The organism is Nocardia sp. NPDC003963 (assembly GCF_053605105.1).
Window position 1 is genome coordinate 1,298,411 of sequence record NZ_JBSGIP010000001.1, and the last position, 15,505, is coordinate 1,313,915.

At 69.0% G+C, this 15,505-nt stretch carries 12 protein-coding genes; 6 read left to right on the plus strand and 6 right to left on the minus strand.

Going from position 1 to position 15,505, the window contains the following annotated elements; genetic code table 11:
* Nucleotides 1-4: 4 nt before the first annotated feature.
* The 4 genes from ACWEWT_RS05990 to ACWEWT_RS06005 are packed head-to-tail and all read right to left on the minus strand — an operon-like array spanning nucleotide 5 to nucleotide 3,553.
* Nucleotides 5-1,444 (minus strand): FAD-dependent oxidoreductase, encoded by a 1,440-nt coding sequence (locus ACWEWT_RS05990; RefSeq protein WP_452556630.1) that lies wholly within the window; start codon nucleotides 1,442-1,444, stop codon nucleotides 5-7.
* Nucleotides 1,444-2,226, minus strand: a complete 783-nt coding sequence (locus tag ACWEWT_RS05995; RefSeq protein WP_452556632.1) for an SDR family NAD(P)-dependent oxidoreductase — start codon at nucleotides 2,224-2,226, stop codon at nucleotides 1,444-1,446. The genes ACWEWT_RS05990 and ACWEWT_RS05995 overlap by 1 nt, the downstream gene beginning before the upstream one ends.
* Nucleotides 2,219-3,055 carry an SDR family NAD(P)-dependent oxidoreductase gene (locus ACWEWT_RS06000; RefSeq protein ID WP_452556634.1) on the minus strand — a complete coding sequence of 279 codons (837 nt, stop codon included), beginning with the start codon at nucleotides 3,053-3,055 and terminating at the stop codon, nucleotides 2,219-2,221. The genes ACWEWT_RS05995 and ACWEWT_RS06000 overlap by 8 nt, the downstream gene beginning before the upstream one ends.
* A gap of 51 nt (nucleotides 3,056-3,106) precedes the next feature.
* Entirely contained in the window at nucleotides 3,107-3,553 is a 447-nt protein-coding gene (locus ACWEWT_RS06005) for a nuclear transport factor 2 family protein (protein WP_452556636.1), read from the minus strand.
* A gap of 129 nt (nucleotides 3,554-3,682) precedes the next feature.
* On the opposite strand from ACWEWT_RS06005, the gene ACWEWT_RS06010 reads away from it, so the two are divergent.
* The 5 genes from ACWEWT_RS06010 to ACWEWT_RS06030 all read left to right on the plus strand — a co-directional run bounded on the left by ACWEWT_RS06010 (nucleotide 3,683) and on the right by ACWEWT_RS06030 (nucleotide 12,123).
* Nucleotides 3,683-4,405, plus strand: a complete 723-nt coding sequence (locus ACWEWT_RS06010; RefSeq protein WP_452556638.1) for an IclR family transcriptional regulator — start codon at nucleotides 3,683-3,685, stop codon at nucleotides 4,403-4,405.
* 261 nt (nucleotides 4,406-4,666) lie between these two features.
* Nucleotides 4,667-10,135 (plus strand): ATP-binding protein, encoded by a 5,469-nt coding sequence (locus ACWEWT_RS06015; protein ID WP_452556640.1) that lies wholly within the window; start codon nucleotides 4,667-4,669, stop codon nucleotides 10,133-10,135.
* Nucleotides 10,136-10,332: 197 nt separating this feature from the next.
* Nucleotides 10,333-10,800, plus strand: coding sequence for a hypothetical protein (locus ACWEWT_RS06020; RefSeq protein ID WP_452556642.1), 468 nt, complete (start codon nucleotides 10,333-10,335; stop codon nucleotides 10,798-10,800).
* A gap of 88 nt (nucleotides 10,801-10,888) precedes the next feature.
* Nucleotides 10,889-11,401: an OsmC family protein gene (locus tag ACWEWT_RS06025; RefSeq protein WP_452556644.1), complete on the plus strand. Its 513-nt coding sequence runs from the start codon at nucleotides 10,889-10,891 to the stop codon at nucleotides 11,399-11,401.
* A 92-nt stretch (nucleotides 11,402-11,493) separates the two neighbouring features.
* Nucleotides 11,494-12,123, plus strand: coding sequence for a glyoxalase (locus tag ACWEWT_RS06030; RefSeq protein WP_452556646.1), 630 nt, complete (start codon nucleotides 11,494-11,496; stop codon nucleotides 12,121-12,123).
* A 480-nt stretch (nucleotides 12,124-12,603) separates the two neighbouring features.
* Here the strand turns inward: ACWEWT_RS06030 and ACWEWT_RS06035 are convergent, their stop codons facing one another.
* Nucleotides 12,604-13,344, minus strand: a complete 741-nt coding sequence (locus ACWEWT_RS06035) for an SCO6745 family protein (RefSeq protein WP_452556648.1) — start codon at nucleotides 13,342-13,344, stop codon at nucleotides 12,604-12,606.
* A 344-nt stretch (nucleotides 13,345-13,688) separates the two neighbouring features.
* Between ACWEWT_RS06035 and ACWEWT_RS06040 the strand changes: the two genes are divergently transcribed.
* Entirely contained in the window at nucleotides 13,689-14,102 is a 414-nt protein-coding gene (locus tag ACWEWT_RS06040) for a DUF302 domain-containing protein (RefSeq protein WP_452556649.1), read from the plus strand.
* A gap of 36 nt (nucleotides 14,103-14,138) precedes the next feature.
* Here the strand turns inward: ACWEWT_RS06040 and ACWEWT_RS06045 are convergent, their stop codons facing one another.
* Nucleotides 14,139-15,476, minus strand: coding sequence for a wax ester/triacylglycerol synthase family O-acyltransferase (locus tag ACWEWT_RS06045; protein ID WP_452556651.1), 1,338 nt, complete (start codon nucleotides 15,474-15,476; stop codon nucleotides 14,139-14,141).
* Nucleotides 15,477-15,505 lie beyond the last annotated feature (29 nt).

A 15,505-nucleotide genomic window follows, 5' to 3' on the forward strand; every position in this document is an offset into this window, starting at 1 on the left:
CATGTCAGTTACCTTGTGCTTTCGTGCGAGAGAGCGACTCGGCCGCGGCCGCGCGACCGGCGATGCGCCCCATAGTCAATGCGTTGGCGACGGCGTTACCGCCACCCACATAGCGGAGTCCGAGGACCCCGCCTCCGGCCTCGCCCGCCGCGAACAGCCCCGGAACGGGGCGCCCTGTGGCGTCGAGAACGGCGGTATCCGAATCGATTTCGAGACCCGTATGGGTGCAGACCAGTTCGGCGGGCAGGATCTTCGCCGCGTAGAACGGGCCCTCGGTGATCGGTTCGAGGTTCGTATCGCTGTGCTTCGCCGCGAGCGAGATATGGCGGCGGAAGTCGTCGTCGGCGCCCGCGGGTAGCTGGGCGTTCCAGCGGTCGACGCTCGCGCGCAGCGCCGAGGCGGGCACATCGATGGCCGCGGCGAGCTCGTCCCAGGTATCGGCGCGGACCGTGCGCCCGGTGGCGGCCTCCTCGGCGACCCGGTCGGGAGTCCAGTCGGTGTAACCGGCCGGGAGCCCCACCCGCGCTTTCTCGTCGAAGATCATCCAGCCGTAGCCGCCCTGCCGGTCGAGGATCCCGGTGGACACCGCGTAGGGGGCGTCCTCGTCCATGAATCGACGGCCGTCCCGGTTCACGTACAACCGCGACGCGGGCGGGAATCCGGACTGCCAGTGGTGATACCGCTGGAAATAGACGGTCGGCATGAGCAGGCCCCAGTCGTGCCCGGCCAGCGCCGCGTCGACCGCGGCACCGAAGCGCAGATGATCGCCCCGGCTACCCGGTGCGGCGACGACGAACAGCGATTCGCCCGCCGCGCGCGCCGCCGGGAAGTACCGGTCCACGAAAGCGGGGTCCTGCGCGAAGCCACCGCTGGCGACGACCACGGCCCCGCCGCGCATCTCGATACCGTCGGCCACTACTCCCACGACCCGTCCGTCGACCACCAGGAGTTCCTCGACGCGGGTGTCGAGCACCACTTCCACACCGTGTGCGCGGCGGGCCCGGTCCAGTGCCCGGACCAGGCCGTAGCCCTGGTCCTTGGGTACGTGGGCCCGCCATACGTCCTCGACCCCCGCCCGGGCCAGACCCGGCTGATGGGCGTTGCCGGACTCCACCGCGGGAATCTCCACCCCGAGGCCGATCAGCCATTCCAGCGTCGGCGCGGCCTGCTCACAGAAGGTGTGGATCAGTCCGGGCCGCAGCACCCACTGGTTGAGGTCCATATAGTGCTGGAAGAATTTCTCCGCCGAATCCTCGATACCGAGCGCACGCTGCACACTGGTCCCGGCGGCGGTGAACAGGCCCGCCGAGAGCTGGGTGGATCCGCCGAGTTCCCGCTCCGATTCGAACAGCAGGACCGAGGCGCCGTCCTCGGCCGCGGAGACCGCCGCGGCCAGCCCGGCCCCGCCGCCGCCGATCACGATGACATCGAATTCGTCGTCCACTAGAGACTCCCCTCGGTCTCCGCGACGATCCGGTGGTACAGGCCGTTGGACACCAGCCCGCCGTCGACGGTGACCTCGCTACCGGTCATATAGCTCGACCGATCCGACAGCAGATGCAGGACGGCGTCGGTGATCTCCTGCACCGCACCCATCCGGCCCATCGGAATGGAGCGCAGCGACGATTCCACGAATCCGCCCGAACCGCTCACCAGTGCCGTGCCCACCAGGCCCGGATGCACGGAGTTGACCCGGATATTCCATTTCGCCAGACCGCCGGCGGCGGATTTCGACAACCCGGTCAGCCCCCATTTGCTGGCGGAGTAGGCGGGTGAGAAGTATCCGATCTGCCCGGAGATGGAGGAGATGTTGACGATGGACCCGCCACCGGAGTCACGCATCAGCGGCGCCACGGCCTGCATCCCGTAGAAGGGGCCGAACAGGTTGATCCGCAGTGTCCGCTCCCAGATCTCGTCCGGGGTGTCCATGAACTCGAGCCGCCGGGAGATTCCGGCGTTGTTGACCAGTCCGCCGAGTTCGCCACGGCGGGAGCCGATCTCGTCCACCACCCGGGTCCAGTCCACCTGGTCGGCGACATCGAGGGTGTGGGCGCTCGCGGACCCGCCGGCGGCGGTGATCTCGGCCGCGAGGTCGGTGGTGTCGGTGACATCGGCCAGGCACACATGGGTGCCGAGGGCACCCAGCGCCCGGGCGTGGGCCGCGCCCATCCCCGCTGCGGCACCGGTCACCAGTACGACACCGGGATAGTTCGGGCGATCAGACATGGCGGGAACCACCGTCGACGGCGATGCTGTGCCCGGTGACGTAGCGGGCGCTGTCGGACAGCAGGAACAACAACGGACCGAATACTTCCTCCGGTGAGCCGAGCCGGTGCAGCGGCACCACTTCCAGCGCGTGCGCGAGCGCGGCCGGGTCGTCCTGCACCCAGCGGGTCATCGCGGTGTCGATATAGCCGGGGGCGATCGAGTTCACCCGGATCCCCTTGTCGCCGAGTTCGACGGCGAGCGATTCGGTCATATGCGCGACGGCGGCCTTGGAAGTGCAGTACGCGCCGCGACCCTTGCGCACCCGCAGTGCCGATACCGAGGACATGTTCACGATGGCGCCGCCCGGGGCCATATGCCGGGCCGCGGCCTGGGCACCGTAGAGCACACCCTCGACGTTCACTCGCAAGGTCGCGCCGATCTGTTCGGGCGAGATGTCCTCGGCGAGCGCGAACGGGAAGATCCCGGCGTTGTTGATCCAGAAATCGATCCGCCCGAACTCGGCGACGGCGCGTTCGGCGAGTTTCTCGTGGTCGGCGGGAGTGGTGACATCCGCGCGCATACCGACGATCCGTCCCGGTTCCGCCGCGAGCGAATGCGCGGCGAGTTCGGCGCCGATCCCCTCGGCGGTGGCGAGGACCTGGTCTTCGTTGATATCGGCGGCGACCACCGATACCCCGCGGGTGGCCAGTCCCGCCGCGAACACCGCGCCCATCCCCTGGGCCGCTCCGGTGACCACGGCGACCTTGCCGGCCATTTCCGGGTAATGCGCGGTCATCGGTGCCGCGTCGGTCCGCCCGGGGTTGGGCTTCTCGGTGGTGGTGCTCATCAACAGGTCCTCCGAAATCATGTGGAAATCCGTGCGGGGTCGCGGCGCGGCCTACCGCTGTGGCGCGTCGTCACGCGAGACGCGCCGGCGGGCGACCGACCAGCGGCCGTCCGCGAGTTCGAGGCGGTCCTCGATCGTCGTCATCCGCACCAGGTGCGCGGACCCGCCGCGCGGGGTGGCGACGATCTGCAGGTAGGCGCTGACCTCGAGGGTCGAGGGGGCCGGCCGCCGGATCGCGATATTGGTGACGACGTGACGATGCACCTCGCCCGCGGCCCGGGCCGCTTCGTCGAACGCGCGCGCGAATTCCGTCAGCGCCGCGGTCCCGGCGACCGGCTCGGGATAGCTCGGCGAATGGAATTCACCGTTGGGTGTGAAGGTGGCCGCCCAGTCGGCGGCCCGGCCGTTGTCGATGTGCCCGCTCTGGAAGCCGTACAGCTGGTGGACCGCGGCGACCGTCGCCGCGTCCGGCTGGTCGCCGACCGAAACCGTGGTCATCGAATTCTCCTCGACATCATCGCAGAGCCTCCGCTTGCCCCCGCCGGCTCTAGTGTGCGATAATCGCACGCACTGTGCGATATGAGTGAAGGCTAAGTGTCGCCACTCACAAAAGTCAAGAAGGACGCGATGAACCACAGCACTTCCCCCGGGAGCGAACGTGTCGCCGGGGCGCAACTCGACTCGGGAATGTCGAAAACGCTGCACCACGGACTGGAGATCCTGGAGACCCTGGCCCGCCATCCACACGGGCTCTCGATCACCGATCTCGCCGATACCGTCGGCGTCCACCGGACGGTCGCGCACCGCCTTGTCCGCACCCTGGAAGCCCATCGCCTGTGCCGCCGCGACCACACCAAACGCGTCACCCTCGGCGCCGGTCTGGTCACCCTCGCCGAGCCGGTCGAACAGGATCTGCGCACGGTCGCCCGGCCGGTGATGGAGGAGCTGGCCGAGCGCACCCGCGCCACCGTCCACCTGGTTCTACGGGAGAGCGATACCGAGGTCCGCGCGCTACTGGTGGTCGAACCGCGCAATGCGCAGGTCCACGTCGCCTTCCGGCCGGGTCAGATCCACCCCATAGACCGCGGCTCCGCGGGGCTGGCGATGCTCGCCGCGCTCGCACCGGTTCCCGGGGAACGCCCGGAGGTCGAGGCCGCCCGCGACCGGGGCTACGCGCTCACCCGCGGCGAGGTCGTCGCGACCGTATTCGGTATCTCGGCGCTGGTCCCCCGCCGCCGCGGCGAACCGGAGACCACCATCGGTATCTCCGTTTTCGAGGTCGACGACGAGAAAGCGCTGGCCACGGCGGTCGGCGAAGCCGCGCGACGGCTGGGCACACTGCTCCACTGACACCGCGCGCCGACCCGGCGCAACTCCTACGGATCGGTGACTGTAGCGCCGTGTCGGTGGATTGCGACATCCCTTTCGGGTAAGTGTTCTCCGGATCCATCGGTCACTTCCGACCGGCCGAGGGACACGTCCACCGAAAATACGGGCCAGTAGCCCCCGCACGCTGTGCACATAGTGGTCCCGCCGGTGCACACTACGCAGAGCCGAGCCGAAAAACGGCTCACCCACAACCGTGCTCAACAGACGAAGGAGCCAGCGATAGTGTTCAGTCGTATCGCCATCGTGAACCGGGGAGAGGCGGCGATGCGCCTTGTCCACGCTGTCCGAGATCTCGCGGCCGAGACGGGGCAGCAGATCCGGACCATCGCGTTGCACACCGATGTCGACCGGAACGCCACCTTCGTCCGGGAAGCCGATATCGCCTACGACCTCGGCCCGGCAGCGGCCCGCCCCTACCTGGACCTGAAGGCCCTCGAGCGCGCGCTGGTGGCCACCGGCGCCGACGCCGCCTGGGTCGGGTGGGGTTTCGTGGCCGAGGACCCGGCGTTCGCGGAACTGTGCGAGCAGATCGGCATCACCTTCATCGGGCCCAGCCCCGATGCCATGCGCAAACTCGGCGACAAGATCGGCGCGAAGCTGATCGCCGAGGAAGTGGGCGTACCGGTCGCGCCGTGGAGCCGCGGCGCGGTCGAAACCGTGGAGGCCGCGGTCGCCGCCGCGACCGAGATCGGCTACCCGCTGATGTTGAAGGCGACCGCCGGCGGCGGCGGCCGCGGTATCCGGGTGATCAACAACGAGGCCGAGCTCGTCGACGCCTACGAACGCACCAGCCAGGAAGCGGCCCGTGCGTTCGGCAGCGGCATCGTGTTCCTGGAGCGGCTGGTCACCGGTGCCCGGCACGTCGAGGTCCAGGTGATCGCGGACGGCCAGGGCACCGCCTGGGCACTGGGTGTGCGCGACTGCTCGGTCCAGCGGCGCAACCAGAAGGTCATCGAGGAGTCGGCCTCGCCGGTCCTGCGACCCGATCAGGCGGCCGAACTCAAGGCCTCGGCCGAACGGCTGGCGGTCGCGGTCGGTTACCGCGGCGCGGCGACCGTCGAATTCCTGTACCACCCCGGCGACGAATTGTTCGCCTTCCTCGAGGTCAACACCCGCCTCCAGGTCGAGCACCCGATCACCGAGATCACGACCGGTTTCGATCTGGTGCGCGCCCAGCTACACGTCGCCTCGGGCGGCCGGCTCGAGGGCGAACCCCCGGCCGAACGCGGGCACGCGATCGAAGCCCGGCTCAACGCCGAGGACCCCGACCGCGATTTCGCCCCGTCCCCCGGCCGGATCGCGCATCTGGACCTGCCGGCCGGACCGGGTATCCGCGTCGATACCGGGGTCAGCGAGGGCGACACCATCCCCGCCGATTTCGATTCGATGATCGCCAAGATCATCGCCTACGGCCGCAACCGCGACGAGGCATTGGGCCGGCTGCGCCGCGCGGTCACCGAGACCCGGGTGATCATCGAGGGCGGCGCCACCAACAAGAGTTTCGTCCTCGACCTGCTGGACCAGCCCGAGGTGATCGACGGCAGCGCCGACACCGGCTGGATCGACCGCGTACGTGGTGAGGGCCGCCTGGTCTCGCACCGGCACTCCGCCATCGCGCTCGCCGCCGCGGGTATCGACGCCTACGAGGAAGAGGAACGGGTCGAACAGCATCGCCTGCTGTCCACCGCTTCCGGCGGCCGCCCCCAGGTCCAGCACGACAGCGGACGCCCGCTCGACCTCAAACTGCGGGGCGCGAGCTACCGGGTGCGGGTCGCCCGGATCGGCGCGCACCGCTTCCGCGTCGGGATCGAGGCCGGTACCGATATCCGTACCGCCGACGTCGATCTCGAACGTTTCGATCAGCACACCGGTCAGCTCGTGGTCAACGGCATCCGGTACCGGCTGATCACCGGAACCCACGGACCCGTGCACCTGGTCGACGTCGACGGTGTGACGCACCGGGTCAGCCGGGACGAGGGCGGCGTGGTCCGCTCCCCCGCCCCCGCGCTGGTCGTCGCCACTCCGCTCGAAGTCGGTGCCGAGGTCGAGGCCGGCGCACCGGTGCTGGTGCTGGAGAGCATGAAGATGGAAACGGTGCTGCGCGCACCGTTCCGGGCCCGGCTCAAGGAATGCGCCGTCTCGGTCGGTACCCAGGTGGAGACCGGCGCACCGCTGCTGCGGCTGGAACCGCTGGCCGAGGAGGGCGAGGAGACCGAGGCCGACGCCGCCACCGCGACGGTCGAACTGGATCTGCCCACGGAATCGGATCGGCAGCTGCCGAACCAGCAGATCAGCCGCGGCCAGCAGGATCTGCGCAGTCTGCTGCTGGGCTTCGACGTCGACCCGCACGACGACCGCCGGGTACTCGACGACTACGTCACAGCGCGGCGCGCGGCCGTCGCGGACAACCGCCGCCCGCTGGCCGAGGAACTCGAACTCGTGCAGGTCTTCGCCGATCTGGCCGAACTGAGCCACAACCGGCCGTCGGACGAGGACAGCGCCCCGGGCCACGTCCACAGCGCCCGCGAATACTTCCACACCTACCTGCAGAGCCTCGATGTCGAGCGGGCCGGACTGCCGGAGTCCTACCGTGCCAAGCTCGCGCAGGCGCTCGGGCACTACGGCGTCACCGATCTGGAACGCACCCCCGACCTCGAGGCCGCGGTATTCCGGATCTTCCTCGCCCAGCAGCGGCCCGCCGATACCGTCGAGGTCATCTCGGCCCTGCTGCGTGAATGGCTGAACGAACCGATGCCGGATCGCGTGCTGCGCGAGCCCGTCGGCCTGGCGCTGGAGCGGCTCGTCGCCGCGACCCAGGTGCGGTTCCCGGTGATCGCCGATCTCACCCGTGGTCTGGTCTTCGCCTGGTACGGGCAGCCGGTGCTGCGCCGCAACCGGGCCCGCGCCTACACCGACGCCCGTAAACACCTCAGCTACCTCGACGCCCGGCCCGACGCGACCGACCGCTCCACGCGTATCGCCGAAATGGTGAGTGCCACCGAACCGCTGGTGCGGCTGCTCGGCCAGCGGCTCTCGCGCGGCTCCGCGGACAACACGGTCATGCTGGAGGTGCTGACCCGCCGCTACTACGGCAACAAGGACCTCACCGACGTGCGTACCCGGGAGGCCGGCGACACCACGTTCGTCGTCGCCGAGCGCAAGGGCGTCAGCCTGGTCTCGGCCGCGGTGAGCTTCGAATCCCTCGGCCGGGTCGTGAGCGGGCTCGCCGAACTGTCGACCGGATCCGCCTCCATCGAGGCCGATATCTACGTGGCCTGGGAGAACCAGCCCGAGGACTTCGAATCCATGGCGGCGGGACTGCAGGAGGCGCTGAACGCGCAGCCGCTGTCCAACCAGGTGCACCGGATCACCGCCACCGTCGCGGGCAGCGCCAACGCGGTCATGCACCACCACTTCACGTTCCGCCCGTCGGCCACCGGCCTGCACGAGGAACGCCTCATCCGGGGCCTGCATCCCTATATCGCGCAGCGGATGCAGATGAAGCGGCTGCACAAGTTCGACCTCACCCAGCTGCCGTCCTCGGACAACGAGGAGGTGTACCTGTTCCGGTGTGTCGCCAAGGAGAACCCGGCCGATGAGCGGCTCGTGGCCTTCGCCCAGGTCCGGGACCTGACCGCACTGCGCGATCACGACGGCCGCCTGGTCACCCTGCCGACGGCGGAGAGCACCATCGCCACCTGCCTCGACTCGATCCGCCGCGCGCAGTCCGGACGCCCGTCGTCCAAGCGGCTGCAGACCAACCGCATCGTGATGTACGTGTGGCCGCCGATCGATATCACCCGCAGCGAGCTGGAAGCGATCGTCGAGCGAGTGCGGCCCACCACCACGGGCGCGGGCCTGGAGGAGATCCTGCTGATCGCGCGGCAGCGCGACGCCAGGACCGGCGATCTGGTCAAGCTGGCCCTGCGGATCTCGTTCGACGCCACCGGCGGCACCGAGGTGATCGTCGGCGAACGGTCCGACGATCCGGTCGAACCGCTGGACGCCTACCGGCAGAAGGTGCTGCGGGCCAGCAGCCGCAATACGGTCTACCCCTACGAGTTGACCGGTCTGCTCGGGGAATTCGCCGAGTACGACCTCGACGCCGACCACACGCTGGTACCGGTCGACCGGCCCAAGGGGAAGAACACCGCCGCCATGGTCGCCGGTGTGGTCACCACACCGACCGAACGGCACCCCGAGGGTGTCACCCGGGTGGTACTGCTCGGCGATCCGACGAAATCGCTCGGCGCGCTGTCGGAGCCGGAATGCCGCCGGGTGATCGCCGCGCTGGATCTGGCCGAGCAGCTGCAGGTACCGCTCGAGTGGTACGCGCTGTCCTCCGGTGCCCGGATCTCGATGACCTCCGGTACCGAGAACATGGACTGGGTGGCGGCTGCGCTCAAGCGCATCGTCGAGTTCACCCAGGACGGCGGCGAGATCAATATCGTGGTCGCGGGTATCAATGTCGGCGCCCAGCCGTACTGGAACGCCGAGGCCACCATGCTCATGCACACCAAGGGCATTCTCGTCATGACGCCGGATTCGGCCATGGTCCTCACCGGTAAACAGGCCCTCGACTTCTCCGGCGGCGTCTCGGCCGAGGACAACTTCGGTATCGGCGGCTACGACCGGGTGATGGGCCCGAACGGACAGGCGCAGTACTGGGCGCCGAACCTGCACGCCGCCCGCGCCGTACTGATGTCGCACTACGACCACACCTATGTGGTCCCCGGCGAACAGGGCCCGCGGCGGGCGCGGACGACCGATCCGGTGGATCGCGATATCTCCGATTTCCCGCATGTCATGGCAGACAGCGATTTCACCACCGTCGGCCAGATCTTCTCCGCCGCCGCGAACCCCGACCGCAAGAAGCCGTTCGATATCCGCACGGTCATGCGGGCGGTCGCCGACCAGGACCACGAGGTGCTGGAACGCTGGGCGGGCATGGCCGACGCCGAGACCTCGGTGGTCCAGGACGTGCATCTGGGCGGTATCCCGGTATGCCTGCTGGGTATCGAATCGCGCGGTGTGCCGCGGCGCGGTTTCCCGGCCACCGACGGTCCGGACACCTACACCGCGGGCACCCTGTTCCCGCGGTCGTCGAAGAAGACCGCGCGGGCGATCAACGCGGCCAGCGGTAACCGGCCGCTGGTGGTGCTGGCGAACCTGTCCGGCTTCGACGGGTCGCCGGAATCGATGCGCAAACTCCAGCTGGAGTACGGCGCCGAGATCGGCCGCGCGATCGTCAACTTCGAGGGTCCGATCGTGTTCACGGTGATCTCGCGGTACCACGGTGGCGCGTTCGTGGTGTTCTCCAAGACGCTGAACCCGAATATGACCGTGCTCGCGCTCGAGGGTTCGTTCGCCTCGGTGCTCGGCGGCGCCCCCGCTGCCGCGGTGGTCTTCGCCGGTGAGGTCGACAAACGCACCGCGACCGATCCGCGGGTCCGGGACCTGGAGGCCCGCGCCGCGAACGCCTCCGGTACCGATCGCGCGACCCTCACCGCGGAGCTCGACGAGCTCCGGTCCTCGGTCCGCACCGAGAAACTCGGTGAGGTCGCTTCGGAATTCGACCGCGTGCACGATATCCACCGTGCCGTCGAGGTCGGTTCGGTGGACGCGGTCATCCGCGCCGCCGAACTGCGGCCGCGGATCATCGAGGCGATCGAGGCCCGGCTGGCCCGGTGACAACCGGGATAGCCACTCGCGACGAGAGATAGTCGAGATCCTGGTGTCCCGCCGGCGGGACACCAGGTGACCGCGAGAACCAGTGCGGCCGTTGCCTACCGGCAGCGGCCGCACTGGTGTGTGCGATCCCGTCCAGGGATCTCACTTCCGGCACGCGGCCAGGACCGGGACGGTCGCGAATATGGCAGAGTGCGGATATGAGGCGCCGCGGTGCGAAAGAACCGGAACGGGCCGGACCCCGGCAACTCACACCCATCGGCCCGTTCGCGGGCGCGTTCTGCTATTGCGCGGCGGCCGGAATGATACTGATGGGACCGATTTTCGCACTGGTGGGCGAGTCGTGGGTGGACGGTCTGTGTCCCGGTCTCGTCACCCTCCCCTTAGGCGTGGGCCTCGCTTTCGCCGCCGCGGAATGGCGACGGTCGGCGAAAAGGTTCGCGGCGGCCGGGCTCGCCGCGACCGCGGAGGTAGTCGCGGTGCGCGGGATACGGGACGGCGGCGACGACACCGACGTCGCCGAACTCGCGGTCCGCATCCGCGGTATCGGTTTCGAGGCCTTCGACGCGGACTGTGACCTCCACGTCCGGCAGCCACCCTGGGCCGTCGGCGACACCTTCGAGGTCGTCGTCGACCCGGCCGACAATTCCTTCGCGGTGGTGTACTGACCGCTCGGCTCGGCCGCGACAGCGCCGATCGGCCTCAGCGCGAGCGCAATCCTGGCCGCCGCCACCCCGCCGGCCTAGCGTCGCGGTCATGACGACCGGGACCACAGCGCTCAACGACATCACCGAAGCCACCGCGCAGGCGGTACGGGAGGACGCCGCGAAGGCGGCGGTGGTCTTCCGTGCCGCGGGCACCCCACTGGGCACAGTAGGCAGCACGATCACGGCGGGAGTACACCGTATCCAGGTGGACGAACCACCCGCGCTCGGCGGGGCGGATACCGCCGCGAACCCGGTGGAGGTCTATCTCGGCGCGTTGATCTCCTGCCAGATCGTCACCTACCGGTTCTGGGCGCAACGTCTGGGCGTCGTGATCGACGACTTGGCCGTATCGGCCGAGGGCGATCTGGATATCCGCGGTTTCTTCGGTCTCGACGATCAGGTCCGGGCCGGGTTCCAGGCCGTACGGGTGCGGGTGCGGATCTCCGGACCGGAGACCGCCGAACGCTACGCCGAACTCCGGGCGGCGGTCGATGCCCACTGCCCCGTGCTGGATCTGACCACCGGTGCGACACCCGTGCACACCACCCTCGAAACCGCCTGAACCACACTCACCGAGCGGCTCTCCGGCGCAGGCCCCCGACTGATCAGGAATCGAGAAGCGCCGGTCACGGGTCCGGAATTAGCGTTGGCGGTATGAACACGACAACAGCCACCACCGCTCTCACCGTCCACCTCGAGGTGCCTGAGCCCGAAATCGCACGCGCCACCTACACCGCCGCCTTCGGTCTGGGCGCGCAGGTGAGTTTCCGTTCCGCCCAGGCACCCACGAGCGGATTCCGGGGGTTCATCGTTTCCCTGGTGGTATCCCAGCCGGGCACCGTGGACAGTCTCGTCGGCACGGCACTCGAGGCCGGGTTCACGACCCTGAAACCGGCCACCAAGACATTCTGGGGATACGGAGGTGTGGTCCGGGCCCCGGACGGGGCGATCTGGAAGGTCACCACCTCGAACAAGAAGAACACCGGTCCGATCACCCGCGATATCGATCAGGTCGTCCTGCTGCTCGGCGTGGACGATGTCAAGGCGAGCAAGCAGTTCTATCTCGGGCGCGGCCTGACCGTAGCGAAGAGTTTCGGCAGCAAATACGTCGAATTCGCGACCCCGGACTCACCCGTCGGACTGGCGCTCTACGGGCGCCGCGCCGCTGCCAAGGACGCCGGTATCGCTCCTGAGGGCAGCGGTTCGCACCGGCTGGTCATCGGCAGCGACGCCGGCCCGTTCACGGATCCGGACGGGTTCGCCTGGGAATCCGCGGCAGTCTGAGGGCCGGCTTTCCCGCCCAGCGCGATCAATTCCCGATCAGGGTGTCCCTGCGACTTCGTGGCGTTCCGCCCGGATGGTTCAGGGTTCGGATTGTCGGATGCGCATATCTCGGTATCGCCAAGTGTTCGATCGGAGCGTTTCGGTTCGATCGGACCGCCCGGCTCCGCAGCTCGCCGGTATCCGGCGCTCGGCACCGGCGATCCCTACGGAGCGAGACCTCCGGCCCCCTAAACGACCAGTCACCGGAAAGTGTCCACAGCAGACCCGAACAGACTTGGGCTACTTCACCTTTCGACGCGCGCGGTCGGCACCGGCGGCCACGATCGGCCGCCGGGGCGGTCGCCGCACTCCCCCACCGGTTACGGCGGATCTTTTACCACCGGATGGATTGCCCGCGCTCCAGACCACATTCGGCTCCGGCCGCGGTCCGCCGAACGCGGACGGACCCGGACCGCCGAGCGCAGTCGCGACCGTCGGGCTTCAGCGCGCGAAGGTCGCGGTATGCGCGGCAGCGACGAGTTCGACCAGATCGGCACCCGCGGTCCCGCCGAGCGCGGCGAAGGCGGGAGCGATGAGATCGTCGGTGGTCGATTCCGCACGCTGCCACGCGGCCCGGGTCTCGGCAGTGATCTCCTCGAACGGTTCGGGCCAGCCGTACCAACGGGCCTGGCCGGGACCGTCGTTGAGCGGCGAGCCCGAGATGAGAACGGCCTGCAGCGGGGTGATACCCGCGGCCCGCACCGCGACGAGATGCAATCCGCCGCGGAGTTCGCGCAGGACGTGGGCGAGTTGCATGACGCGGCCGGGTGCGTCATCGGGTAGCGGTACGGCGCGCCAGCCCGCGAACAACGGGAGCCCGGCGGGATCCGCCGCGGCGACTACGGTTTCCAGCAGTTCGGCGAGGCGTGCCGCCCCCTCGAAAGAGGTGAGTTTCCGTCGGCCGAAGTCCTGGCAGGCGAGTGCATACCGGTGGGCGGCCTTCACAGCGGGGATCGGCACGGATTCCCAGGCCGTACGTATCGAATGTTCCGGGAAGAAACCGAATGCCGCGGTGACCACCTCGGCGTCCACATCACCCAGCACGCCACCCCGGCCACGAGTGTAGGGGCCGAAGAATTCGGCCACACCTGTTTCGGCGGCGTACTCCTTCGCCTCCCTGGAGAACATGAAACCGCCACCGAGTTGCTGGATATGCGCGTTCACTGAGGCGCCGACCGACATCTTCATTCCTTCCGCTGCCCGATATCCGCTTCACCGTATCGAGTTCTTACGCCGTATGGAACCCGTACCCGCATCAGTGCAGCACCGCCTGTCGACGGCCGGTATCCCGTGCCCGTGGGGTACCGGTCGTTTCGGGTGCGACGAGGCGCGTGTGGGCAGCCGGTTTCGGGGTATCCGGGCGCTGTCGGCCCGGCAACCGGACAGTCCGCGCGTACCGATCGACCGCCCGGCCGCCGCGTCACTCGCGTCCCTGTGTTCGAACAAGCGGCCGGCCGGTCCACCACCCCCGTTCGCGACTCCCCGCACGAACCCACCGACGAACAGACCGAAGGAGACGATCGCAGATGGACCTCGCACTGACCGCCACCCTGCACACCGGCTTCGACGACGCGGTCGAGCGCACGCGCACCGCACTGTCGGAACAGGGGTTCGGCATCCTCACCGAAATCGATATGCGGGCGACCCTGCGCGCAAAACTCGGTGCCGAGATGGAGGACTACCTCATCCTGGGCGCATGCAACCCACCGCTGGCCGAACGAGCCGTCGGGGTGGATCGGCAGATCGGCCTGCTGCTGCCGTGCAATGTGGTCGTTCGCCGCGACCCCGGCGACGCGAACACCGTTGTGATCGATGCGATGAATCCGCAGCTGATGGTCGAGGTGACCGGCGAACCCGGTCTGCAACCCGTCGCGGCGGAGGCGGCGGCCAAACTGCAGTCGGCCATCGATACGCTGACCGAATCGGCCGCCGGGCGCTGACGGCACTCGTACGGCGGCACGCAGCGCGGGCAGGTCTCACCGCACGTGGCCCGCGCGGGCGGCGAGTTCGCCTACCTCCCGCTCGATTCCCGCCGCGAGCGCCCCGATATCGGGCGTGCTGTCGAAATCGCCGGTGATACCGAAGACCAAGTGTTCGTGATAGCTGAGGACCGCGACCGCCGTGCGGAGCCGCATGGCGATCGGGGCGGCCGGCCACAGTTCGAGTACCTCCCGGCCCTGCAGCGCGAGTGCGTGCTCCGGCCCGGGCACATTGGTGGCCAGCGCGCCGACCGCACGCTGCGGAAAGTGCGCTGCCAGCCGCAGGCTCCACGCCACCGGGGCGAACGGGAGTAGATGTGCCAGGCTCAGCACCGTACGCTCGGCAGCCGGCGCGCCACCCGATTTCTGGGTTTTCATCCGGGAATGCACCACGCGGAGCCGATCGACCGCATCGGATCGGTCGATCGGAAGATACGGCAGCACCGCCGATATCCGGTTGTCCAGCACATACGCGGCGTGCTCGGCCCGCATGGAGACCGGAACCACGATCCGCAACCCGTGCGGGGACGGCTGCTCGCCACGTCGCCGCAGCAGTTCACGGTAGCCGGCGGTGATCGCGGCCAGCACCACATCGTTGACGGTCACCCCGTATTCGGCGCCGATCCCCGCCACGACCGGTAACGACACCCGGACGGGTGCGTATCGGCGTTGCCGGCCGATCGGACCGTTGAGCGAGGATCCGCTCCCCTGCCCCAGCACAGCGGTCGCGACCGGGACGAGGCTGCGCAGCGTCGCGAACGCCGTGCCCGGCAGGGATACCGGCAGCTTCAGGAGGTCGGGCAACGACGGCGGCCGGTGCCGAGCGCGGCCGGGTGCGACGGCAGGCGCGGCCGAGCGGCCGTCGGGGCCCGGGTCGCAGATCTTCTCGAACACCGTTACGCCGGAAACCCCGTCCACCAGACTGTGGTGCGCGCGCATCACCAGTGCCCAGCGCTCCTCGGCGAAACCCTCCACGACAATGCACTGCCACAGCGGCCGTTCGCGGTCGAATCGCTGTTCGATCACGCCGCCCACGAATTCGGCCAGCGCTTCCTCGCCACCGGGCCGCGGCAGCGCCGTCCAGCGCAGGTGATGGGCGAGGTCGAATACCGGATCGACCTCCCATACCGGGGCTGTCATATCCAGCGGGGCCCGTCGAACCCGCTGCCGCAGCCGTGGCAAGGCGGCCAGCCGCGCACCCAGGGTGCGGGTGAAATCCTCCCGCGACGGCGGCGACCCCGCCACGATCGCGACTATGGCGATACCGAGACTTGTCCGCCGGTCGGCATCCTCGAGCTCGATGAACCCGGTGTCCAGCGGCCGCAGTTCGCTCATCGCGCGCACCTCCTTCCGTGGCGCGGTCG

Bases quoted from the DNA above. Each gene is read 5' to 3' on its own strand.
- ACWEWT_RS05995 (WP_452556632.1), bottom strand. From the start codon at position 2,226: ATGTCTGATCGCCCGAACTATCCCGGTGTCGTACTGGTGACCGGTGCC.
- ACWEWT_RS06000 (WP_452556634.1), bottom strand. From the start codon at position 3,055: ATGAGCACCACCACCGAGAAGCCCAACCCCGGGCGGACCGACGCGGCA.
- ACWEWT_RS06005 (WP_452556636.1), bottom strand. From the start codon at position 3,553: ATGACCACGGTTTCGGTCGGCGACCAGCCGGACGCGGCGACGGTCGCC.
- ACWEWT_RS06010 (WP_452556638.1), top strand. From the start codon at position 3,683: ATGAACCACAGCACTTCCCCCGGGAGCGAACGTGTCGCCGGGGCGCAA.
- ACWEWT_RS06020 (WP_452556642.1), top strand. From the start codon at position 10,333: ATGAGGCGCCGCGGTGCGAAAGAACCGGAACGGGCCGGACCCCGGCAA.
- ACWEWT_RS06025 (WP_452556644.1), top strand. From the start codon at position 10,889: ATGACGACCGGGACCACAGCGCTCAACGACATCACCGAAGCCACCGCG.
- ACWEWT_RS06030 (WP_452556646.1), top strand. From the start codon at position 11,494: ATGAACACGACAACAGCCACCACCGCTCTCACCGTCCACCTCGAGGTG.
- ACWEWT_RS06035 (WP_452556648.1), bottom strand. From the start codon at position 13,344: ATGTCGGTCGGCGCCTCAGTGAACGCGCATATCCAGCAACTCGGTGGC.
- ACWEWT_RS06040 (WP_452556649.1), top strand. From the start codon at position 13,689: ATGGACCTCGCACTGACCGCCACCCTGCACACCGGCTTCGACGACGCG.
- ACWEWT_RS06045 (WP_452556651.1), bottom strand. From the start codon at position 15,476: ATGAGCGAACTGCGGCCGCTGGACACCGGGTTCATCGAGCTCGAGGAT.